Source organism: Herbidospora daliensis (assembly GCF_001570585.1).
GTDB lineage: Bacteria > Actinomycetota > Actinomycetes > Streptosporangiales > Streptosporangiaceae > Herbidospora > Herbidospora daliensis.
Genome location: NZ_BBXF01000002.1, coordinates 497,714 through 519,965 on the forward strand (window position 1 = coordinate 497,714; position 22,252 = coordinate 519,965).

At 66.7% G+C, this 22,252-nt stretch carries 22 protein-coding genes; 12 read left to right on the forward strand and 10 right to left on the reverse strand.

The window, feature by feature from the left end; translation table 11 throughout:
* The first annotated feature begins 70 nt into the window (after positions 1-70).
* The 4 genes from sigM to trxA all read left to right on the forward strand — a co-directional run bounded on the left by sigM (position 71) and on the right by trxA (position 2,935).
* Positions 71-715, forward strand: a complete 645-nt coding sequence (gene sigM / locus AW274_RS08590) for an RNA polymerase sigma factor SigM (protein WP_062430533.1) — start codon at positions 71-73, stop codon at positions 713-715.
* Positions 705-1,538: an RsmA family anti-sigma factor gene (locus tag AW274_RS08595; RefSeq protein WP_062430534.1), complete on the forward strand. Its 834-nt coding sequence runs from the start codon at positions 705-707 to the stop codon at positions 1,536-1,538. The genes sigM and AW274_RS08595 overlap by 11 nt, the downstream gene beginning before the upstream one ends.
* 117 nt (positions 1,539-1,655) lie before the next feature.
* Entirely contained in the window at positions 1,656-2,585 is a 930-nt protein-coding gene (trxB, locus tag AW274_RS08600; protein ID WP_062430535.1) for a thioredoxin-disulfide reductase, read from the forward strand.
* Between the two features lie 26 nt (positions 2,586-2,611).
* A complete protein-coding gene (gene trxA, locus AW274_RS08605; RefSeq protein WP_062430536.1) occupies positions 2,612-2,935 on the forward strand; it encodes a thioredoxin in 324 nt (107 codons plus the stop codon).
* A 61-nt stretch (positions 2,936-2,996) separates the two neighbouring features.
* Here the strand turns inward: trxA and AW274_RS08610 are convergent, their stop codons facing one another.
* Entirely contained in the window at positions 2,997-3,617 is a 621-nt protein-coding gene (locus tag AW274_RS08610; protein ID WP_062340923.1) for a GCN5 family acetyltransferase, read from the reverse strand.
* 163 nt (positions 3,618-3,780) lie between these two features.
* Between AW274_RS08610 and AW274_RS08615 the strand changes: the two genes are divergently transcribed.
* Both AW274_RS08615 and AW274_RS08620 read left to right on the forward strand, forming a co-directional pair.
* Positions 3,781-5,124 (forward strand): aminotransferase-like domain-containing protein, encoded by a 1,344-nt coding sequence (locus tag AW274_RS08615; protein WP_083973939.1) that lies wholly within the window; start codon positions 3,781-3,783, stop codon positions 5,122-5,124.
* 58 nt (positions 5,125-5,182) lie between these two features.
* Positions 5,183-6,133 (forward strand): D-alanine--D-alanine ligase family protein, encoded by a 951-nt coding sequence (locus AW274_RS08620; RefSeq protein ID WP_062430538.1) that lies wholly within the window; start codon positions 5,183-5,185, stop codon positions 6,131-6,133.
* A 326-nt stretch (positions 6,134-6,459) separates the two neighbouring features.
* Here the strand turns inward: AW274_RS08620 and AW274_RS40100 are convergent, their stop codons facing one another.
* A complete protein-coding gene (locus AW274_RS40100; RefSeq protein WP_157519920.1) occupies positions 6,460-6,609 on the reverse strand; it encodes a hypothetical protein in 150 nt (49 codons plus the stop codon).
* A 247-nt stretch (positions 6,610-6,856) separates the two neighbouring features.
* On the opposite strand from AW274_RS40100, the gene AW274_RS08625 reads away from it, so the two are divergent.
* Positions 6,857-7,888, forward strand: coding sequence for a threonine aldolase family protein (locus AW274_RS08625; protein WP_232320042.1), 1,032 nt, complete (start codon positions 6,857-6,859; stop codon positions 7,886-7,888).
* Between the two features lie 2,095 nt (positions 7,889-9,983).
* On the opposite strand, the gene AW274_RS08630 is transcribed toward AW274_RS08625, so the two are convergent.
* The 8 genes from AW274_RS08630 to rpmH form a co-directional block, all read right to left on the reverse strand.
* A complete protein-coding gene (locus AW274_RS08630; RefSeq protein WP_062430539.1) occupies positions 9,984-10,958 on the reverse strand; it encodes a ParB/RepB/Spo0J family partition protein in 975 nt (324 codons plus the stop codon).
* Positions 10,959-11,070: 112 nt separating this feature from the next.
* Positions 11,071-11,952: a ParA family protein gene (locus tag AW274_RS08635; RefSeq protein ID WP_269750551.1), complete on the reverse strand. Its 882-nt coding sequence runs from the start codon at positions 11,950-11,952 to the stop codon at positions 11,071-11,073.
* A gap of 213 nt (positions 11,953-12,165) precedes the next feature.
* Positions 12,166-12,843: a 16S rRNA (guanine(527)-N(7))-methyltransferase RsmG gene (gene rsmG / locus AW274_RS08640; RefSeq protein WP_062430541.1), complete on the reverse strand. Its 678-nt coding sequence runs from the start codon at positions 12,841-12,843 to the stop codon at positions 12,166-12,168.
* A 179-nt stretch (positions 12,844-13,022) separates the two neighbouring features.
* On the reverse strand, positions 13,023-13,517 hold the full coding sequence (locus AW274_RS08645; RefSeq protein ID WP_062430542.1) for a Jag family protein: 495 nt from the start codon (positions 13,515-13,517) through the stop codon (positions 13,023-13,025).
* A gap of 14 nt (positions 13,518-13,531) precedes the next feature.
* Positions 13,532-14,479 carry a membrane protein insertase YidC gene (gene yidC, locus AW274_RS08650; RefSeq protein WP_062430543.1) on the reverse strand — a complete coding sequence of 316 codons (948 nt, stop codon included), beginning with the start codon at positions 14,477-14,479 and terminating at the stop codon, positions 13,532-13,534.
* A 4-nt stretch (positions 14,480-14,483) separates the two neighbouring features.
* Positions 14,484-14,762, reverse strand: coding sequence for a membrane protein insertion efficiency factor YidD (gene yidD / locus AW274_RS08655; RefSeq protein ID WP_061290521.1), 279 nt, complete (start codon positions 14,760-14,762; stop codon positions 14,484-14,486).
* Positions 14,759-15,115 (reverse strand): ribonuclease P protein component, encoded by a 357-nt coding sequence (gene rnpA / locus AW274_RS08660; RefSeq protein WP_062346976.1) that lies wholly within the window; start codon positions 15,113-15,115, stop codon positions 14,759-14,761. Before rnpA ends, yidD begins: the two co-directional genes overlap by 4 nt.
* 68 nt (positions 15,116-15,183) lie before the next feature.
* Positions 15,184-15,321 carry a 50S ribosomal protein L34 gene (rpmH, locus tag AW274_RS08665; protein ID WP_155339926.1) on the reverse strand — a complete coding sequence of 46 codons (138 nt, stop codon included), beginning with the start codon at positions 15,319-15,321 and terminating at the stop codon, positions 15,184-15,186.
* 610 nt (positions 15,322-15,931) lie between these two features.
* Between rpmH and dnaA the strand changes: the two genes are divergently transcribed.
* The 5 genes from dnaA (at position 15,932) to AW274_RS08690 (ending at position 22,173) form a co-directional block, all read left to right on the forward strand.
* Positions 15,932-17,470 (forward strand): chromosomal replication initiator protein DnaA, encoded by a 1,539-nt coding sequence (gene dnaA / locus AW274_RS08670; RefSeq protein WP_439648764.1) that lies wholly within the window; start codon positions 15,932-15,934, stop codon positions 17,468-17,470.
* Between the two features lie 598 nt (positions 17,471-18,068).
* Positions 18,069-19,205, forward strand: coding sequence for a DNA polymerase III subunit beta (gene dnaN / locus AW274_RS08675; RefSeq protein WP_062430544.1), 1,137 nt, complete (start codon positions 18,069-18,071; stop codon positions 19,203-19,205).
* A 77-nt stretch (positions 19,206-19,282) separates the two neighbouring features.
* Entirely contained in the window at positions 19,283-20,230 is a 948-nt protein-coding gene (gene gnd / locus AW274_RS08680; protein ID WP_062430545.1) for a phosphogluconate dehydrogenase (NAD(+)-dependent, decarboxylating), read from the forward strand.
* 49 nt (positions 20,231-20,279) lie between these two features.
* The gene (recF, locus tag AW274_RS08685) at positions 20,280-21,452 is read left to right on the forward strand and encodes a DNA replication/repair protein RecF (RefSeq protein ID WP_062430546.1); all 1,173 of its coding nucleotides are present in this window, start codon (positions 20,280-20,282) and stop codon (positions 21,450-21,452) included.
* Between the two features lie 118 nt (positions 21,453-21,570).
* Positions 21,571-22,173: a DciA family protein gene (locus AW274_RS08690; protein WP_083973941.1), complete on the forward strand. Its 603-nt coding sequence runs from the start codon at positions 21,571-21,573 to the stop codon at positions 22,171-22,173.
* The last annotated feature ends 79 nt before the right edge of the window (positions 22,174-22,252 follow it).

Below are 22,252 nucleotides of genomic sequence, written 5' to 3' on the forward strand. Positions count from 1 at the left end.
GCTTTGCCGTTCGCAGAGGGAAGTATGGTGGCACCATCGTGCACGTGAACCCCTCGGGATCGGCAGACCAGTGACCTCGCCGCCAGACATTCCCCCACCGGCCGACCTCTCCGGTCGACCGGCGCTGAGTGACGCCGATTTGCTGACCCGTCACATCGAGGGCGACACCACGGCGTTCAGTGAGATCGTCAAGCGCCATCGCGACCGCATGTGGGCCGTCGCACTGCGTACGCTCGGCGACCCCGACGAAGCCGCCGACGCGGTCCAGGACGCCTTCGTGTCCGCCTACCGCAAGGCCGAGAGCTTCCGGGGCGACGCCGCCGTCACCACGTGGCTGCACCGCATCGTGGTGAACGCCTGTCTTGACCGTATGCGCCGGAAATCGGTCCGGCCCGTCGCCGACGACGAGCTCATCGAGGCCGCCGAGCGCGACATGCCGCTGCCCGACCAGACCGCCGAGCGCGAGGTGTCTCTCGAGGTCACGGCCGCGCTCAAGCTGCTGCCGGCCGATCAGCGGGCCGCGCTGGTCCTCGTCGACATGATGGGCTACTCGGTTGAGGACGCCGCCGCCGTACTGGACGTTCCGGCCGGAACGGTGAAGAGTCGATGTGCGCGGGGGCGCGCGAAACTTGCCCCGATTCTTTCCCATCTGCGGAACCGAACCGACCTCACTCGCGTCTCATCCCCGAAGGGAGCACAACTTCGTGACGGGTGACACGCACTACGACCTGGAGATCCTGGCCGAGCTCGCCGAGGGACTCCTCGACGACGCCACGGCCCTGGAAGTCCGGTCGCATCTCGCGATCTGCGACGCCTGCGGGGAAAGCCTCGCCGGTCTGGCCGCGGTTCGCGAACTCCTCTCGGCAGTGCCGGTGACCGCCATGCCGCTGGGCGTCGCGATGCGGATCGACAGGGCCCTTGAGTCCGAGGCGGAGCGGGGTGGCCTCCGCCTCGTCGAGGCGCCCGACTGGGACGAGATCATGAAGGACTCGCCCTGGGAGCAGCCCGCCCCTGAGCCTCAGCCCGCGCCGGTGGTGCCGCTGACCGCTCGGCGGAAGAAGCCGCGCCGCACCTGGGGCATGCCGGTCGCGGCCGCCGCCGCGGCCGCCGTGGTCTTCGGCGGAGTCGGCCTGGCCACGCAGTTCGTGGCGTCCGGATCGGGTGACGGAGGCGTCACCGTGGCCGGACCCGCCGTCTCGCCCGAGAAGTCGCCGCTGAAGACGGCCGAGTCCGCGTGGGCCGTCCGGGCCAGCGGGCACAACTACACCTCGCGCGAGCTGAACGGCCCCCTGCTCGGCTACTTCGGTCCCGAGCCCGGCACCGGCAGCAACAGCGACGAGCAGACCGACAAGTGCGTGGCCCGCAAGGCCAACGAGCTCGACCGCCAGCCGATAGCGGTCGACCGGGCCTTCTACAACGGCCAGGACGCCACGATCATGGCCTTCTGGGAAGACAAGACGATCAACGCGGTCCGCGTGGTCGTGGTCGGCTCCAACTGCCACAGTCTGCGTCCCGAGGGTCTCGCGACCTGGAACTGAGTTTTCGCTGATCGAAGGCCCCGCGGAATGCCGCGGGGCCTTCGTCATGTGTGGCGGGAATCGCCGACGCCTAGGATCTGTTGACGCCCGTGCAGAGCTTGAAGGAGAGGCAGAGCGTTGAGCGACGTCCGTAACGTGATCATCATCGGGTCGGGCCCGGCCGGCTACACGGCGGCCGTCTATTCCGCCCGAGCCGATCTACGTCCACTGGTCTTCGAGGGTTCGGTGACCGCCGGCGGCGCCCTCATGAACACCACCGACGTGGAGAACTTCCCCGGGTTCCCCGACGGCATCATGGGCCCCGACCTCATGGACAACCTGCGCAAGCAGGCCGAGCGGTTCGGCGCCGAACTCGTCGCCGACGACGTCGTCGAGGTCGACCTGAACGCCAACCCCAAGGTCGTCAAGACCTACACCGACACCTACTACGCCAAGTCGGTCATCCTGGCCACCGGCTCCGGTTACCGCGAGCTCGGCCTGACCAACGAGAAGCGGCTGTCCGGCAAGGGCGTGTCCTGGTGTGCGACCTGTGACGGCTTCTTCTTCCGCGACCAGGACATCGTGGTCGTCGGCGGCGGCGACACCGCCATGGAGGAGGCCACCTTCCTGACCCGGTTCGCCCGGTCGGTCACCGTCGTGCACCGCCGCGACGAACTGCGCGCCAGCAAGATCATGCAGGAGCGGGCGTTCAACAACGAGAAGATCCGCTTCCTCTGGGACAGCGAGGTCGTCGACGTGCTCGGCGAGGCCAAGGTCTCCGGCGTGCGGGTCCGCAACCTCAAGACGGGCGAGGAGTCGACCGTCGAGGCGACCGGCCTGTTCCTGGCGATCGGCCACGACCCGCGCAGCACGATCGTGGCGGGCCAGATCGACCTCGACGACGAGGGCTACATCAAGGTCGAGGCGCCCACCACCAAGACCAACATCCCCGGCGTGTTCGCCTGTGGCGACGTCGTCGACCACACCTACCGCCAGGCCATCACCGCAGCGGGCACCGGCTGCGCCGCGTCTCTCGACGCGGAGCGCTGGCTCACCGACCAGGAATAGTTCCCACCAACACAAGGAGAGCCATCGTGGGCACCGTCAAGAACGTCACCACCAAGGACTTCGCGTCCGAGGTCCTGCAGAGCGACAAGCCCGTCATCGTCGACTTCTGGGCCGAGTGGTGCGGGCCGTGCCGCCAGGTCGCGCCGATCCTGCAGGAGATCGCCAACGAGAACGCCGACAAGCTGACCGTCGTGAAGATCAACATCGACGAGAACCCCGACATCGCCCGCGACTACGGGATCCTGCAGATCCCGACGATGAACGTCTACAAGGGCGGCGAGGTCGTCAAGCAGATCATCGGCGCCAAGCCGAAGGCGATGCTGCTCCGCGAACTCGACGGCGTCATCTAGTTTCGGAAGCCCTCCCTCCGGGGAGGGCTTCTTCTTTGGTCTGTACGGCTCTCAGATCGTTTCAGACGGGTCGCAGCGCCCGTTCGGGGCTCATGGAGCCGAGAAGCCGTTCGAGAGCCACCTCGACGTCCTCACGCCACGAGACGGCGGTCTTGAGTTCCAGCCGCAGGCGGGGGAAGCGCAGATGCGGCCGGACCGTCTTGAACCCCACCGACAGCAGATAGTCGGCCGGCATCACGCACGCCCCCGGCTGCTCCCATTTCAGGTCGCCGAACGCCTCGATGGCGCGTACACCCCTGCGGGTGAGATCTTTCGCCACGCCCTGCACGAGCATGCGCCCCAGCCCGCCGCCGGAGAACTCCGGAATGATGTGGGCCGTCATCAGCAGCACCGCGTCGGAACTCACCGGCGAGGTCGGGAAAGCGACCGATCGCGGTACGTAGAGCGGCGGCGCGTACAGGACGAAGCCCGCGGCCACCCCGTCGACATAAGCGATCTTGCCGCAGGAACCCCATTCGAGCAGCGTGGCGGAGACCCACGCCTCCTTCTCGAGGCTCGGCTCCCCGGCCTGCGCGGCCCGCTCGCCCCCCATGGGGTCGAGCTCCCAGAACACGCAATTACGACACCTGCGCGGCAGGTCATCAAGATTGTCGAGCGTGATGCTGGCCAGCCGACGCGACACGTGACGCCCCTATTCCCGGCATTGGTCCCGGCAGTTTTGCTGGAATAGTAGCCGGTGCTCCCGGTCCGAACAGGAATTCGGCGCGCAGCACACGGCCCTTCTCTCATGCTGATACCGATTGCGGACCGTTCACCCGGCTGCCTTACCCTCTGAATTAACGCCTATGAAACGGAGGTGGACCGTGACGAATGAGACGGATCACGGTCGGACACCCGCGACCCACGGGTCACGCATCGATGCCTACGTCGATCGGTACGCCGCACGAGCTACCGGGATGGTCGCCTCCGAGATCCGAGCTCTGTTCGCCGTCGCATCGAGGCCGGAAGTGGTCTCCCTCGCCGGCGGCATGCCCTACGTCACGGCGCTCCCCCTCGACGTGGTCGGCGAACTGGTCGCCGACCTCGTCAACCGCCGAGGTCCCGAAGCCCTGCAATACGGCTCGGGCCAGGGTGACCCCGCACTGCGCGAGCAGATCTGCGAGGTCATGCGCATGGAGGGCATCGACGCGGGCGCCGACGACGTCGTCGTCACGGTGGGCTCGCAGCAGGCGCTCGATCTGATCACCCGCATCTTCGTCGACCCCGGCGACATCGTCCTCGCCGAAGGTCCGTCCTACGTCGGCGCCCTGGGCACCTTCTCGGCCTACCAGGCCAAGGTTGTCCACATCGCCATGGACGACCAGGGCCTCGTGCCCGAGTCCCTGGCCCAGACGATCTACGCGCTCCAGGCCTCCGGCCAGCGCATCAAGTTCCTCTACACGATCCCGACCTTCCAGAACCCGGCCGGCGTGACCCTGAACCTGGTCCGCCGCCGCCAGGTCCTGGAGATCTGCCAGAAGGCCGGCATCCTGGTCGTCGAGGACAACCCCTACGGCCTGCTCGGCTTCGACGGCGAGCCGCTGCGCGCCCTGCGCGCCGACGACCCCGACGGGGTGGTCTACCTGGGGTCGTTCTCCAAGACCCTGGCCCCCGGCTTCCGGGTCGGCTGGGCCCTGGCCCCCCACGCCATCCGCCAGAAACTGGTGCTGGCGATGGAGTCGGCCGTGCTGTCCCACTCGACCTTCACCCAACTGGCCGTCGGCCAATACCTGGCCACCCAGCCGTGGCGGGAGCAGATCAAGACCTTCCGCGAGCTCTACCGCGAACGCCGCGACGCCCTGCTGGGCGCCTTGGAAACCCTGATGCCCGAAGGCTGCACCTGGACCAAACCGGCGGGCGGCTTCTTCGTGTGGATGACCCTCCCCGAGGGCCTCAACTCGAAGGCCATGCTTCCCCAGGCTGTGGACAAGCGCGTCGCCTTCGTCCCCGGCACCGGCTTCTACGCCGACGGCTCGGGCTCCCGGCACATGCGGTTGTCCTACTGCTACCCGCAGCCCGACCGCATCCGCGAGGGCGTCCGCCGCCTGGCCGGCGTCATCGAAGAAGAACTCCGGACCGTGGAGATGTTCGGCACCAGAGCCCGGGGTGGCCACTCCGGGGTGGACACACCCGGTCCAGACCTCGCCTGATCCTCTGTACGGCTAGCCTGTTCGGGCTAGCCGTACAGATTCGGAGAAAGGCCGGGCTATGAGCGATCTCGGGAACGTGCTCGTGCTGGCAGGAGGACTGTCCTACGAGCGGGAGGTCTCCATCCGGTCAGGCCGACGGGTGGCCGAAGTCCTGCGCGCCCAGGGCGTCGACGTGGAGACGCGCGACACCGACTCCTCCCTGGTGCCTTCCGTGCTCGCCGACCGTCCTACCGCGGTCTTCGTGACCCTGCACGGGGGCGCCGGTGAAGACGGCGCGATCCGGACCGTTCTGGAGCTCCTAGGGGTGCCTTACGTGGGGGCGGCGCCGGACGCGTGCCGGGTGGCCTTCGACAAGCCGACGGCGAAGGCCGTGGTGCGGTCGTGGGGGCTGAACACGCCTGACTCCGTTTCCCTGCCTAAGGAGACTTTTCACGACTTGGGCGCTTCGGCGGTGTTGTCGCGGATTGTCGAATCCCTTGGGTTGCCGCTCTTTGTGAAGCCTTCGCGTGGGGGGTCTGCGCTGGGGGCTTCCATCGTGCGGTCGGCCGAGGAACTGCCGGCGGCGATGGTGGGGTGTTTCGCCTACGGGGACACGGCGCTGGTCGAGACGTACATCGAAGGCGTGGAAGTGGCCGTGTCGGTGGTGGACCTGGGGGAGGGGCCGGTGGCCCTGCCTCCTGTGGAGATCGTGCCTGACGGTGGGGCTTACGACTATGCCGCTCGGTATACGGCGGGGCGGACGGAGTTCTTTGCACCGGCGCGGTTGGGGGATGAGGCTAGGGCCGCCTGTGAGGCCATGGCTGTGGCGGCGCATTCGGCGTTGGGGTTGCGGGATGTGTCGCGGACTGACCTCATTGTTGATGGGGATGGGAAGCCGTGGTTTCTTGAGGTGAATGTGGCTCCTGGGATGACGGAGACTTCCCTTCTGCCTATGGCGGCTGAGGCGGCTGGGCGGGATTTGGGGGCGCTTTGCCGGGGGTTGTTGGAGATAGCGGCTCGGCGGGGGTGATGGTGCTGGTGAGCGGGCCTGGCGGGTTCGTGTTCGAAGCGAACCAGCCTCTGCGACTGTACTGACCTCCATCCGGGTCCTGGCCGGCATCCCAGCGGACCGGGACACATACGCATCCACCCAGATCACGTGGTGACCGGCGAAGGCTCCAGGGCAATCCATCATCAGCACCTGCGACCGCACGGCATCAGCCACGGCATCTCCGCAGCCGCGGACCAGTTCGCCGACCGCAAGACACGCCGGCAACGGTGGGCCGCTAGCGGCTTTCGCATTGGGCTTCTTAGCCGGCTGTCCCCTGATCTGCACGCCAGAGCTAGCGGCGAGTACTAAGCACGATTGCGCCGGAGCACCCGGGAGAGTTGTTCCGGCCCTTTCGCGAGCGGACGACGTGCCGTCCGCTCGCGCTTGCCGATGCGCCGTATCAGGGCGGCGGCAGCATCGTCGAACGCTGCTTCAACTGGCTCAAGCAGTTTCATGGGCCAACGATCGTTCGATTCGCTTGGCATCTGATCGGCTGGAGCGTGCGCTCACGTCTACTTCGGAATGGCTCTGCTCCCCCTACTTGGAAAATGGATTCGCCGTCCCGCCCATCGGCTTCGGATGCATCGGCCAGTTGATAGGTGTTGCCCCGTTGGCGTTCTCTCAGCGAGGGCGTGGGCTTGCGCTCGCGGTCAAGCCTGACCTGGGGGTCCGGGTGAGAAAGGGCTGACCTAGGCTTGGCGGGTGGTTCATGCGAAAAGCTTCGGTAGTGACAATCATGCGGGTGTTCATCCCGAGGTGATGGCAGCGGTCGTGGCGGCCAACGACGGTGACACGCTCCCCTATGGCAGCGATCCCTGGACGGCCGACATGGAGAGCGCCGTCCGGGAGGTCTTCGGGGAACAGGCGCAGGGTTACGCCATGTTCAACGGGACCGGCGCCAACGTGGTGGGCCTGGGGTTGATGCTTCGGCCGTACGACGGGGTGATCTGCCCAGCCAGTGCGCACATCAACGGCAACGAGGCCGGCGCCGCCGAGCGGGTTCTCGGGACGAAGCTGCTCACCGTTGCAACGGACGACGGGAAGCTCCGGCCCGCCGACGTGCTCGCGCAGCTTGGTGCTGTCGGCAATGAACACCTGTCGCAACCTCGGGTGGTTTCCATCTCCCAGGTGACCGAGTGCGGGACGGTTTATACGCCCGAGGAGATCGCGGCGCTGGCGGAGGTCGTCCATGAGAACGGCCTCTTCTTGCACATGGACGGGGCCAGGCTGGCCAACGCGGCCGCCGAACTCGGGTGCGGCCTGGCGGACATCACGACCGCTGTCGGCGTAGACGTCCTCAGCTACGGCGCGACGAAGAATGGCGCGTTGGGGGCCGAGGCGTTGATCGTCCTGCGGCCGGAGCTTGCGCCTGGCTCGCTCTTCCTTCGTAAGCAGGGTATGCAGCTGGCTTCGAAGATGCGGTATGTCTCCCCTCAGATCACGGCCCTGCTGCGTGGTGACCTGTGGCTGCGGAATGCCTCTCACGCCAACGCGATGGCGCATCGGTTGGCCGACGGGGTGGCTTCGGTGGTGAAGTTCCGGTACGAGGTTCAGTCGAACGCGGTGTTTCCGGTGCTGCCGGAGAATGCGATCGCATACCTGATGGAGAGGTTCACCTTCGGGCATTGGGATCGGGCTGGGGGAGTCGTGCGGTGGGTTACCGCTTTCGACACGACGGAGGATGACGTCGACGCGCTGATCGCAGCTACGCATGAGGCGCTTAGTTTCACGTGAAACATCAGTCGGGGCCCGTTGAAGTTGGCTGGCCCCGACTGAATGTCTTGGGTTAATCGGTGCGTCGCTGCCCTTACGAGGCGGGCTTGGTGCGCAGATCTTGGACACAGCTGTTGATGGCACCTTGATCCGCGGGACTTCTCTCACGCTGGATCGCTGAGCTGTCTCTTACCCGCACCGTTTCCAGCGCGGCCGCCGACGTGCCGACGTGCCGACGTGCCGACGTGCCGACGTGCCGACGTGCCGACGTGCCGACGTGCCGACGTGCCGACGTGCCGACGTGCCGACGTGCCGACGTGCCGACGTGCCGACGTGCCGACGTGCCGACGGCAGGCTAGGACTTCGGCCGGCTCCATGCAAGAGGGGACCTGACGGGGCGACGAGCTGACCGCAATTGAAGTGAGAGTCCGCGATCGCGACGACTCATCTCTCGGGGGAGAGCCGGTTGTCGGCTAGGTGTGGCCATATTGCCGGGAGGTCGTTGGAGCGCAGATCTCGCTGTGTGGCCCTTTGGCGGTAGGTAACTGAGGCGCGCACGGCACGACCATCACTTAGCTGATTTCTGCCCCGAGTCGCGAGAACGTCGACGACGTCTATCGGGTGGGGAGGCTTCAGCGCAATGTTTCACGTGAAACGCTGTGCTGGCTGGCGACGGGTCAATGACTTCGCCTGGCCGGGAGGAGACGAGCTCGAGCACACGCGGATGTGACGGCTACAGAAACATCCTGGTTTGCTAGTGCCAGCAGGAGGACCAATCCCTCACGGGAGATTCGGCTTCGCTCGCTCGAGAAATATGTAGTCACCTGGAAGACCACCGGCGGGAACGTCTGCACACATCTGACGCGCCCTTCCCTCTCGGAAGCCCTCGCTGGGCCGCAATCCATCATCGTCTCTCGCCAGCCGGAATGAACTCGGCTGTGATGGGCAGACGCGCGTTGGCTGATCAATGGGGTTCAAAGTACGGGAGCTTCGGTCAGTTGGAGATGAGCGAGGCGGGGCACTGCGAGGGGAAGAGTGCATGAGGCGAGTAGCAATGTCAGGCGAGAGATCTAACGGGGATCCCGAGTTGCTGTCATGCCCTCGCAGCCTCGTGAACGGCTCTTCCGGCAGGAGCAGGTGGCTGATCATCTGGTCAGGATGAGTGGCCTCCTGGCGGTCAGGCGCTGACTTGGTGCCGAGGGCGTCGTTCTTGATGGATTTGCTGTCTCAAGCCAGCGGCTTAGGCAAGCGAGAGATCGACCGAGATCCTCGACTCGGCATCCCAACCTCATGGCCGGAGGCGGTGATTCACGTGGTGGCAGATGGGCCGTCATCTGAAGGGAACATTGCTGCCTCTGTTCATGTGTGTATGCGACGCGGCTCAGTCGCGCCGTCTACAAGCGCCATCCTGCCTGGGCTCACGCATGAGCCAACCCGCATTAGGCGATCGAGTCGTGCTCCCCCACAGGCGGGAACTGGCTTCGCCATTGAGTGAGCCAGGTCGAGTCGATGTGTAATCAAGTGCCGAACCCCAGAGCGTCGCTGAGCCTGACATGGCCTTCGCTAGCAAGCGATGTAGTTGCTACGCGAGCTTCACGTGCGTGAGTAGTCTCGGACCCCTCGCGATGACGCGGTTGAGGCTAGCAGGGAGTGATGGCACTCAGGCTTGCTCTCCGAAAGTGCTCCTCGGTTCCACTCCTTCTTCCGCTCCGACCTCCTTCTTGCCGAGCCATTCAAAGCGAGCCTCCACGGGCTAGCTGTCTCGCACGCCTACGTTTGCTGGCTTGACCCGTCGATGCGGGCCTCCGCACGCTCGCATGGTGCAGTAAAAAGTCGTTGTCTCGTGCAAGGAGAGGCCAATCGTCTTGTCGCCTCGTGCCTTCTTCCCGGCCGCGCCCTCGCTGGCAAAGGCATCGGGGTAGCCGTTTATGCTCACCGTGGCACCCCCGCCGGGAGCTGAGAGCCTCCCCGCCCGTTCCCAAGATCTAAGCCTGGTTTCACGTGAAACCGAGCTCGTTCCTGGCCATTAGGCTCCGCAGCCTTCAAAGCCCCGAGGTCTCCGCAAAACAAAAGCTCCCCCGGACTCACGTCCAAGGGAGCCTGTTTCACGTGAAACCTAGTCGCCCTCCTGCTCCCGCATCTGGTTAGCCGCGTCCGGTGCCATCGTCCCGATGATGCGCTCAAGGTCGTCGATCGTGGAGAACTCCACCACGATCCGCCCTTTCCGACGCCCTAAATCGACCTTCACCTTGGTCTCGAAGTGATCCGACAGCCGGTCCGCCAATGTCCGTAGCGCCGGTGCCACCGGCTGCTTCGTTCTCGGCTTCCGGGGAGCAGGGCCGGCGGTCGCCTCCCCCAGGGACACGATCTCCTCGACCGTCCGCACCGTCATGCCTTCTGCGACGATCCGGTTCGCCAGGCGTTCCTGTGCTTCCGGGTCTTCCAGGGACAGCAGGGCCCGTGCGTGGCCGGGGGTGATGGAACCGCCTGCCAGGCGGCGCTGGACGTTCGGGGGGAGGTTCAGCAGGCGCAGGGTGTTGGTGATGTGGGAGCGGGAGCGGCCGATTTTTCTGGCCAGTTGCTCGTGGGTGGCGCCGAAGTCGTCGAGGAGCTGGCGGTAGGCGGCGCCTTCTTCCAGGGAGTTGAGTTGCTCGCGCTGGAGGTTCTCGATCAGGGCCTCACGCAGCATTTCGTCGTCGCCGGTGCTGCGGACGATCGCGGGGATGCGGTCGAGGGCGGCCAGGCGGCTGGCGCGGAGGCGGCGTTCGCCCATGATGAGTTCGAACTGGTCTCTGCCGTCTTCGTCGACGCCGGCGGCGCGGACGACGATCGGCTGGAGGAGGCCGACTTCCGCGATGGAGTCGGCCAGTTCGCGGATGCGCTCTTCGTCGAAGACCGTTCGGGGCTGGCGGCGGTTCGGGATGATCTGGGTGACGGCGATCTCGTGGAAGTAGGCCCCGGCCACCGGGATCAGTTCTCTGTCACCCGGTGGGGTGGGGGCCGGCACGCCGACGACCGATGGGTCGACGATGGGGCCGGTGGGGATGAGGGCTCCCAGACCCTTGCCGAGCCCCCGACGCTGCTGACTCACCCTTGCTCCTCACCCGCACCGAAACGCCGCATGGCTGATCTCCGTCAGCCCGTCGTACCGAAACGCCGCGTCGTTTCTCAAACGCCGCGCACGATTGTAAGAGGCTACAGGTTCACGCTTCCGCGACAGCGGCACCGCGGTACGCGATCTCTCGTGCCGCGTCCATGTAGGCCATCGCACCGCTTGAACCCGGGTCGTAGGTCATGACCGACTGGCCATAACTGGGCGCCTCGGACACCCGGACGCTCCGGGGGATGACCGCGTCGACCACGGTGGCGCCGAAGTGGGAGCGGACCTCCTCCGCCACCTGGGAGGCAAGGCGGGTGCGGCCGTCGTACATCGTCAGCAGGATGGTCGACACGTTCAGGGTCTGGTTCAGGTGGACGCGGACCAGTTCGACGTTCTGGAGGAGCTGGGTCAGGCCTTCCAGGGCGTAGTACTCGCACTGGATCGGGATCAGGACTTCCTGCGCCGCCGCCAGGGCGTTGACCGTCAGCAGGCCCAGGGACGGCGGGCAGTCGATCAGGATGTAGTCCATCTGCGCCGACTCGTACGCCGCGAACGCGCGCCTCAACCGGGTCTCACGGCCCACCATCGGCACCAGTTCGATCTCCGCGCCGGCCAGGTCGAGAGTCGCGGGAGCGCAGTACAGGCCCGGCATGTCGGGGACCTGGGTCACGATCGAGTCCATCGGGAGGTCTTCCACGAGGACCTGATAAATGGAAGGTGTCCCGGCTCGGTGTTCGGTGGCCAATGCCGTCGAGGCGTTTCCCTGTGGGTCGAGGTCGACCACGAGGACTCGCAGGCCGTGCATCGAGAGGGCTGCGGCCAGGTTCACGGCACTGGTCGTCTTGCCCACCCCGCCCTTCTGGTTGCAAATGCAGATCACTCGGGTCTTGGGCGGGCGTGGCCAGTCGCCGTCGCGGCGGGCGGAATATCCGACGGGGCCGTCGGCGGCCGGCTTGCCGGGCGCGGCTGTTTCACGTGAAACCACAGAACTCAGTGCCTCTCGAACCAGCGGGGAATCACCGGGGCTTAGCGGGGGCTGGGACACCTTGGTCGTCCTTTCGACCGGCCGTGGCCGGTGGTTCGGAGCGGGAGTGCGGCCCCACCCCCATCAGGCCGCGCTCGTCGCGTCGCCGCGAGTCTTTCGGGTTGTCCCGGGTTGATTCAACAGGTCGTTCGATCGTTCCCGGTCCGACCGCGACTACCTCTTACGTCGGCGCTGTGCAGCTCGTGAACCGGCGCCGGCGATGACGCGGACAAGAGTTGCAGGCGGATCGACTTTACCGCGCCCGACCGTGACAAGCTCGGCCGTCTTTGCCCCGTGAGCGGACAATTGGGTGTCGGCGCCCGCCAATTCTTCGGCAGCGCGTTCCCCCTTCATCGCAAGCAGCTCTCCACCCTCGCGGAGGAGGGGGAGCGACCAGGAGAGCAGGCGATCAAGAGGGGCGACGGCGCGGGCGGTGGCGACGTCGAAGGTGCGTTTCCCCTTGAGTTCCTCGGCGCGGCCGCGGAGCACCTCGACGTTCTGCAACTTGAGGGTCTCGACGCACTCTTCGAGGAAGACGGTGCGCCTGAGCAACGGTTCAAGAAGGGTGACGGTCACGTCGGGGCGGACGATCGCCAGGACGATGCCCGGCAAGCCCGCGCCCGAGCCGATGTCGACGAGTTTCACGTCGGGCGGCACCGCTTCGGCGATCACGGCACAGTTCAACAGGTGGCGATCCCAGATCCGGGGGACTTCCCGAGGGCCGAGCAGCCCACGCACCACCCCCGGCCCGGCCAGCAGGGAGGCATACGTTTGCGCCTGGGCCAAGGCCTCGCCCGTGAACACCGTGTTGGCGGCTTCGGGGGGCTGCTGGTTGCTCATTTCTTCGGTCATCCCTCGTAGGGTATCGGGCGGCGGACGGCCACCACGAAGCCTGTGGATAAACCTGTGGATACTGCGGTGTGTGTCCTGTGGACAACAGTGCGCGGCTGGCCAAAAGCCCAGGCGTAAGCCGTACAGACAAAGAAAACCGCCGACCCGGGACGGGGCGGCGGTTTCCACAGGCGGGAGTGTCAGGCGGGCAGGACCACGACGAAACGCCGGGGCTCCTCCCCCTCTGACTCGCTGCGCAGGCCGGCGGCGGCGACGGCGTCGTGGATGACCTTGCGCTCGAACGGCGTCATCGGCTTGAGGGCCTTCGGCTCGCCCGACGCCTTGACGTCGTCGACGGCGGCCATGCCGATCTTGGTGAGTTCCGCGCGGCGGCGCTCGCGGTAACCCGCGACGTCGAGCATCAGCCGCGAGCGCTCGCCGGTCTGCCGGTGGACGGCCAGGCGGGTCAGCTCCTGGAGCGCCTCCAGGACCTCGCCGCCGGGGCCGACCAGGTCGCCGCCCTTGAGGCCGATCACGGAGACGAGGGCGCGGTCGCCCTCGACGTCCATGTCGATGTCGCCGTCGAGGTCGGCTATGTCGAGCAGCCCCTCGACGTAGTCGGCGGCGATCTCGCCCTCCTGCTCCAGGGCGGCGACGCTCGGAGCCGCCTTGACGGTCTCCTCGGCTTCGGTCACGTGGGAACTCCCTCTCACGACTTCTTGCTGCCGGTCCGCTTGCTCCGTGATTGGCGCGTCGGCTGCTGACGAACGATCTTAGGCTCTGCCTCCGCCGGCTGCTCGGGAACGGGCGGGGTCTTGCGGAAGCGCGCGAAGAAGCCCGGCTTGACCTCGACGGGGATCAGGTTGCCCTTGGCGTCGAACTGCGGCATCGGGTTGCGGCTGTAGAACCAGTGCTGCTGGCCGAGGGTCCACACGTTGGTGGTGACCCAGTAGAGGATCAGGCCCAGCGGGAAGTTCAGGGAGAACACGGCGAACAGCGGCGAGATGTACATCAGGATCTTCTGCTGCTGCGCCATGGGGTTGTCCGGCATCTGCGCCATCGAGCGGGTCACGCTCTGCCGGACGGTCAGGAACGTCGTCAAGGACGAGATCGCGACGAAGATGACCAGGACGATCTTGGCGACGATCGGGTCGGCGCCGTAACCCTCGATGTCGGCGCTGCTGGTGAAGAACGTCGCCGGAAGCGGGGCGCCGAAGATGTGGGCGGCCCGGGCGCTGTCGACCAGCTGCTGCGTCATGCCGAACTTCGGATCGCCGTGGGCCATCGCGTTCAGCACCGTGAACATCGAGATGAAGATCGGGAACTGCGCGATGACCGGCAGACAGCCGCCCAGGGGGTTGGCGCCCGCCTCCTGGTAGACGCGCATGACCTCCTGGTTCATGCGCTGTTTGTCGTTCTTGTACTTCTTCCGCAGGTCCTGGACCTTGGGCGCGAGCTCCTGCATCTTCTTCGAGGAGCGCATCTGCTTCAGGAAGAGCGGGAAGATCAGGACGCGCATCAGCACGGTCAGTGTGATGATCGTCAGTGCCCAGTTCAGCCCGTTGTCGGGGCTGAGGACGAGACTGTAGAAGTTGTGAATATGGGTGATCACCCAGGCGATGGCCGTATAAAGCCAGTTCAGCCAGGACAGCTCCACCGAGCTAGCTCCCTTGCTTGTCGTGGGGTCGAGGGGGCACGGGATCGAACCCGCCGGGGTGGAAGGGATGGCATCGGCCGATGCGACGGATGGTCAACCACACCCCGCGCAGCGCCCCGTGCACGGCGATCGCCTCGACACCGTACGCGCTGCAAGAGGGGAAGAAGCGGCATCGAGGCCCCAGGAGGGGACTGATGAACGCCCGGTAGAACCTGATCGGGACGATCAATACGCGGGCAGCCGTCGAGACCGGCGTGACCGGCTGGGGCTGCTCGGTTGTCATGACCGTCCATCCCGCGGCCGCCGGATCAGTCGCTGGAGCGCGACATCGAGATCGGCGGCCAGGTGCTCGCTGCGCGCGGACGCAGCCGGTGGATTGGCGCGTACCACCAGCAGGCTACCTCGCGGAAGGAGGTGCAGACGTGCCCGCATCAGGTGTCTGAGTCTGCGTTTGACCCTGTTCCTGGTGACCGCGTCACCGACGGCCTTACTGACGACGAACCCCACGATCGGGGTCTCGTCGGCCTCCACAGCGGTGAAGTGGACGACCAGGGAGGGTCTACCGGCGCGGCGCCCGCGCCGGATCGCCTCGGCGAACTCCTCGCCTTTGCGCATGCGGGAAGCGGGCGGGAGCACCGGATACTTCCTTAACAAGTAGCCCGCCGTCAGAGATGACGGCGGGCGGGGCTGCTACGAAGTGCCGGTCAGACGGTGAGGTCGTGACGGCCCTTGCGGCGGCGGGCGGCCAGGATGGCGCGGCCGGCGCGGGTGCGCATGCGCAGCCGGAAGCCGTGGGTCTTCGCGCGACGGCGGTTGTTCGGCTGGAAAGTACGCTTGCTCACGATGGGCTCCAGGCTAGATGTGCCCTGTCGTTAGGGCGATTAGACCAAAGTTTACGGCCCACCGGGCACAGGGCATGCGAAAGAGCCGTCCCGAGAAAGCCGACCGGGTCACGTTACGGGGTAGACGCCCGAATGGTCAAACCGGCGCCCCTAGTTTTCCACAGGCTGTGGAGTTATCCACACGCTCCTTGGTCATCCACATCCTGTGGGCAACGGGTGCCAGTAGGCTGTGGACAACGTCTTGAACGCAGGTCGCGGACACCGCTACTGTCAGGCGTCCAGTCCCTCCCTCCACACCCAGAGCACCTGTGGATCTCCTGTGGATCTTCTGTGGATAGTCACAGCGGGGGCCGGCGCCACCGGGACCAGACCGGTAGAGGCGGGTGTGGATAACGACACGCGGGCGAGCGATCATGGGGACCGCGTCAGGGAGGAGTGCCGAACGGTGGACGGCGTCGACCTCAATCAGTTGTGGGCGAGAGCGCTCACCACGCTCCTCGATCAGGGAGTCTCAGGTCAGCAGCGCGCGTTCCTGCAGATGACGCAGCCGTCTGGGCTGATCAACGACACGATTCTGCTGGCCGCCCCCAACGACTTCGCCAAAGAGGTCATCGAGGTGCGGCTGCGGCCGCTCATCATGCAGGCGCTGTCGCAGGAGTTCGGCCGGCCGGTCCGCATCGCGGTGATGGTCGACCCGACCGCGACGCAGGCGGAGCCGAAACAGCAGAACTACGGCCGTCCGGGTGGTTTTCCCCAGAGTGGCGGCCCGGCTTTTCCCCAGACCAATACGCCCGGGTATCCCCAGAGCACCCCGACGGGTGGTTTTCCCCAGGCCGCTCCCACCGGCGGTTATCCCCAGAACCCCGCATCCGGTGGTTTTCCCCAGGCTGGGGATCACGGCTTTCAACAGCCTGTGCAATCTCCGCAGGGCTTCGGCCAGGGCTTTCATCAGGAGCCCACAGAGCAGCCGGCTGATTTTCCACAGGGTCGCCCACAGGGAGTCCCAGGTGCGCCGCCGCCCGCCGAGCAGCCGTACACGCAGTATCCACAGGCTGAGGAGAAGAACGACAAGGCGCCGCCCCGGCCCTCCGGCGGCAAGCCGGGTGAGCCCGCGCGGCTGAACGCCAAGTACACCTTTGAGACGTTCGTCATCGGCGCGAGCAACCGGTTCGCCCACGCGGCGGCGGTCGCGGTGGCCGAGGCGCCGGCGAAGGCGTACAACCCACTCTTCATCTATGGGGACTCGGGGCTGGGGAAGACGCACCTTCTCCATGCCATCGGTCACTACGCGCAGAGCCTGTATGAAGGTGCGCGGGTGCGGTACGTGAGCTCCGAGGAGTTCACCAACGACTTCATCAACAGCATCCGCGACCACAAGGCCGACGGGTTCCGGGCGCGGTTCCGGGCTGTGGACATCCTCCTCGTGGACGACATCCAGTTCCTTGAGGGCAAGGAGCAGACGCAGGAGGAGTTCTTCCACACCTTCAACACCCTCCACAACAGCAGCAAGCAGATCGTGATCTCCAGCGACCGGGCGCCGAAGCAGCTGGTCACCCTGGAGGACCGGCTCCGCAACCGCTTCGAGTGGGGGCTGATCACCGACGTGCAGCCGCCCGAGCTCGAGACGCGCATCGCGATCCTGCGCAAGAAGGCGATCCAGGAGGGCCTGGCCGCGCCGCCCGACGTGCTGGAGTACATCGCCAGCCGGATCGCCACCAACATCCGCGAGCTCGAAGGCGCACTAATAAGGGTGACGGCCTTCGCGTCGCTCAACCGGCAGTCGGTCGACATCGGCCTGACCGAGATCGTGCTGAAGGACCTCATCACCGAGGACAGCTCCAGCACCGAGATCACCATTGCGCTCATCATGTCGACGACGGCGGAGTACTTCGGCGTCTCGCTCGACGACCTGTGCGGCGGATCGCGGTCGCGCGCCCTCGTGGTGGCCCGTCAGATCGCCATGTACCTGGCCCGGGAGCTCACCGACCTCTCGCTGCCGAAGATCGGCGCCCAGTTCGGCGGCCGTGACCACACCACCGTCATGCACAGCGAGCGGAAGATCCGCTCCCTGATGGCCGAGCGGCGCTCGATGTACAACCAGGTCAACGAGCTGACGACCCGGATCAAGCAGCGCGCGCGCACCTCTTGATTCACAGCCTGTGGATAACTCTGTGGATCACGGAACACAGGTGTAATTCGTCGCGCGCTGGAAACTCATAGATCAACAGGCCACACCGGGCTGTGGACGAGTCTGTGGACAACCTGTGGACAAGGCCCCCTCCAGCGGTGGATAACCTGTGGACGCGCTGTGGATGACCTGTGGGTAGTGGAAAAAACACACTCCGTGTCGGGCGTGTCTCATGTGGAGAACCTGTGGAAAAGCTGTGGGTAACCGGTGGATAACTGGGTGCAAACCTGTGGACGGCCTGTGGGTAACTAAAAGTTATCCCCAGCACGCGCTGAGTAATCCCCAGGTCGTCCACAGGTGCTGTGGACAAAAATCCGGCCGCTGACCTGCGGTTATAGGGGTTCTTCCACATTTCCACAGCGCCTATTAAGACGACCGATATCTCTACCTAGAGGAAAGTCAAGAGCAACCTTCGAGCTCGGGCCGGAGCAAAAAATCCCGGAGTTGACACCTCCCGGCAAGCGACGAAGATGGGCAGTCACACCTCAGCGCCACCGCGTCGCCGCCCCCAGCCATCACAGCCCGACGCCGTCCCACCCACCACAGGAGGCTGATCCACGTGATGTTCCGGGTCGACCGAGACGTGCTCGCCGAAGCCGTCGCGTGGACGGCACGCAGCCTCCCCGCCCGGCCCTCGGTGCCGGTCCTCGCCGGCATGCGCCTCGAGGTCACCGACGACCAGCAGCTCAAGCTCTCGGGGTTCGACTACGAGGTCTCCGCCGAGGTGACCCTCGAACTGCAGACCGGCGAGGCCGGTGTGGTGCTGGTCTCGGGCCGTCTGCTCGCCGAGATCACCCGGGCGCTTCCTGCACAGCCTGTGGATTTCGTGGTGGAAGGCGCCAAGGCGGTCGTGACCTGTGGCACCGCCCGGTTCACCCTGCTGACGATGCCGGTGGAGGACTATCCCTCGCTCCCGGCCATGCCGCCGGCCGCGGGCCGCGTCGGCAGCGACATCTTCGCCTCGGCCGTCGCCCAGGTGGCCACCGCCGCGGGCAAGGACGACACCCTGCCGATGCTGACCGGCGTCCGGATGGAGATCGACGGCGACACGGTCACGCTCGCCGCGACCGACCGCTACCGGCTGGCCGTCCGTGAGCTCAAGTGGCAGCCCGACCAGCCTGACTTCCAGGCCATCGCGATGATCCCGGGCCGCACCCTCGCCGACACCGCCAAGTCGCTGGTCACCGGCGCCGAGGTCGAGATCGCCCTGAGCTCCGTGGGCGGCACCGGCGAGGGCATGATCGGCTTCAGCAGCTCCGGCCGGCGCACCACCACCCGGCTGCTCGACCCCGAGTTCCCCAAGTACCGCTCGCTGCTGCCGACCGAGTTCTCGGCCCGCGCCGAGCTGGTCACCAGCTCCTTCGTCGAAGCCGTCAAGCGCGTGGCCCTGGTCGCCGAGCGCAACACCCCGGTCCGGCTGGCCTTCCGGGGCGACGAGGTCGTGCTCGAGGCGGGCAGCGGCGACGAGGCACAGGCTGTGGAAGTCCTGCCGGTCGACTTCGACGGCGGCGAGATCAACATCGCCTTCAACCACCAGTTCCTGCTCGAAGGCCTCGGCGCGATCGATTCGGACGTTGCTCGCCTGCAGTTCACCACCTCGACGAAGCCCGCCATCCTCACCGGTGGAAAGCCTGTGGAAGATGGGGGCATACCTGACTACCGCTACCTGATCATGCCCATTCGCCTCTCAAGCTGACCGGATCCGTATGATCAACCCTCGGGTCGGGTAGGCGAATCGCGTGACCGTAGATGGAACCCTGAGGGGGTGCTCTCATGCAGATCGGCATGATCGGCCTGGGCAAGATGGGCGGCAACATGGCCGAGCGGCTGCGCCGCGGTGGCCATGAGGTCGTCGGTTACGACCGCGACCCCGGCGTCAGCGACGTCGGCAGCCTGAAGGAGCTCGTCGACCGCCTGGAGGCGCCGCGCGCCGTCTGGGTGATGGTCCCGGCCGGTGAGCCCACCCGGGCGACCATCGCGTCCCTGAGCGACGCGCTCTCCGCCGGTGACGTGATCATCGACGGCGGCAACTCCCATTACGTCGACGACCAGAAGCACGGCAAGGAACTCGCCGAGAAGGGCATCAAGTTCGTCGACGTCGGCGTCTCCGGCGGCGTGTGGGGCCTGAAGAACGGCTACGCGCTGATGGCGGGGGGCGAGCCCGAAGACATCGCCCATCTCCGGCCGATCTTCGACACGCTCAAGCCCGAGGGCGACGACGGCTTCGTCCACGCCGGGTCGATCGGCGCCGGCCACTTCGCGAAGATGGTCCACAACGGCATCGAATACGGCATGATGCAGGCCTTCGCCGAGGGCTGGGAACTGCTCGAGGCCACCGACATCGTCACCGACGTCCCCGGAGCGTTCAAGAGCTGGCGCCACGGCACGGTCATCCGCTCGTGGCTGCTCGACCTGCTCACCCGCGCGCTCGACGAGGACCCTGGTCTCGAAGACCTCAAGGGCTACGCACAGGACTCCGGAGAGGGCCGCTGGACGGTCCAGGCGGCCGTCGACCACGCCGTGCCGCTGCCGGTCATCACGGCGGCGCTGTACGCCCGGTTCGCCTCGCGCCAGGAGGACTCTCCGGCGATGAAGATGGTCGCGGCGCTGCGCAACCAGTTCGGCGGCCACGCCGTCACGGCGGCCGAGGGCTCTTACGAGAAGGGCGCCGACGCCCCCGGCGCGGCCGACAGCACCATGCGCGAGGCCAACGGCTCCTGATCTCGGCCGGGCTCCCGCATCACGGCGGGAGCCCGTTACCGTTACCGGCATGTTCACCGCCCACCTGTCGCTGACGGACTTCCGGTCCTACCCCACCGCCGAGCTGGCGCTCGAACCCGGGGTGACCGCCTTCGTCGGGCCCAACGGGCAGGGCAAGACCAATCTGGTCGAGGCGATCGGTTACGTCGCCTCGCACGCCTCGCACCGGGTGGCGACCGACGCTCCTCTGGTACGCCACGGCGCCCCCCGGGCCGTGATCCGGGCCGTGATCGAGCGCGACCAGAGACGGGCGCTGGTCGAACTGGAGATCAACCCGGGCAAGGCCAACCGCGCCCGCGTCAACCGCGCCCCGGTGTCGCGGGCCAGAGACGCCCTCGGCGTGCTGCGGACCGTGCTGTTCGCCCCCGAGGATTTGGCCCTGTCGAAGGGCGACCCGTCCGAACGCCGCAAGTTCATGGACGACCTCCTCGTGGCCCGCCACCCCCGGTTCGCCGGCGTCCGGGCCGACTACGACCGCGCCCTCAAGCAGCGCAACGCCCTGCTCCGGACGGCCTCCCAGGCCCGCCGCCGGAGCCCGAGGCGGCAGATGGACGACGCGGCGTTCGCCTCGGCCGGGGCCGGCGACGTGTTGTCCACATTGGAGGTCTGGGACGCGCACCTGGTGCGGCACGGGGCCGAGTTGCTCGCGGCCCGGCTGGACCTTGTGGAGAACCTGCGTCCTCTGGTGGCCAAGGCTTATGCGGAACTGGCGCCCGGGTCCGTCCCGGCGCAGATCGACTACCGGTGGTTTTCCACAGACGAGGACGACCTGGGGACGGATCGTGCGGAACTGGCCGTACGGTTGGGACAGGCGCTGGCCGAGGCGCGGGCGCAGGAGATCGAGCGGGGGGTCACCCTCGTGGGGCCGCACCGCGACGATCTGCTGCTGCGGCTGGGCGAGTTGCCGGCGCGTGGTTACGCCAGCCACGGGGAGTCGTGGTCGTTCGCGCTGGCGCTGCGGCTGGCTGCATATGACCTGCTGCGTTCGGAAGGGGGCGATCCGGTGCTGATCCTCGACGACGTGTTCGCCGAACTCGACGCCCAGCGACGCCGGCGGCTGGCCGAGATCGTCGCCCCGGCGGAGCAGGTGCTGATCACGGCGGCGGTGGCGGAGGACGTACCGAGGGAACTGAGCGGCGCCCGCTTCGACGTGACGGAGGGGAGCGTGACCCGTGTCGGGTGACAATCCACAGGAACCGGCGAATTCACAGCGGCCGGGCAACCTGCGGAAGCCCGGCTATCCACAGAGTTCCGGGAATCCACAGGACTCAGGTGATCCCCAAGGGCTAGGCAATCCACAAGTGCCTGGATATCCACAGGGGCAGCGTGGAGATCGGCCAGCGCCCGGCAACCTCGGTGACGCACCGTCGGCTGGTTATCCACAGGCTGTTGACGGGCCGACCGAAGGGCAGCGGGCGTCCAACGCCAAAGGCGCCGCGCTCGCTCGCGAAAAACTCGCCCAGGCCAAAGCCGACGCCCAGCGCCGTGGCCAGCTTCCACGTACCGAACCACGGAAGAAGAAGGGCGGCCCCAAGCGGGATTCCGGTGATCCGATGCTCTTCGGGGCCGCGATCCAGGACCTGCTGGCCGCTCGCGGGTGGGAGGAACCGGTCGCGATCGGCGGGGTTTTCGGGCGGTGGCGGGAGATCGTCGGCGCGGAACTCGGTCTGCACACCCGTCCAGAAGCCTTCGAGGACGGCGAGGTCATCGTCTCCGCCGACTCGACGGCTTGGGCCACTCAGGTGCGTTTGCTCGCTCCGACCCTGGTCAGAAGGCTGAACGAGGAGCTCGGGGACGGTACGGTCACCGCCGTGAAGGTCCGCGGGCCCAACCTCGCACCGCCGCGACAGGCGGGCCACATCCGGGTGAAGGGGAGTCGAGGACCGGGTGACACTTTCGGCTGACGCGGACTTCCACAAGATCGGCATGACTCTTGTGGAAAAGTCTTGCACCGGCCCGAAATCGCGCCTGGCGCGCTGAACC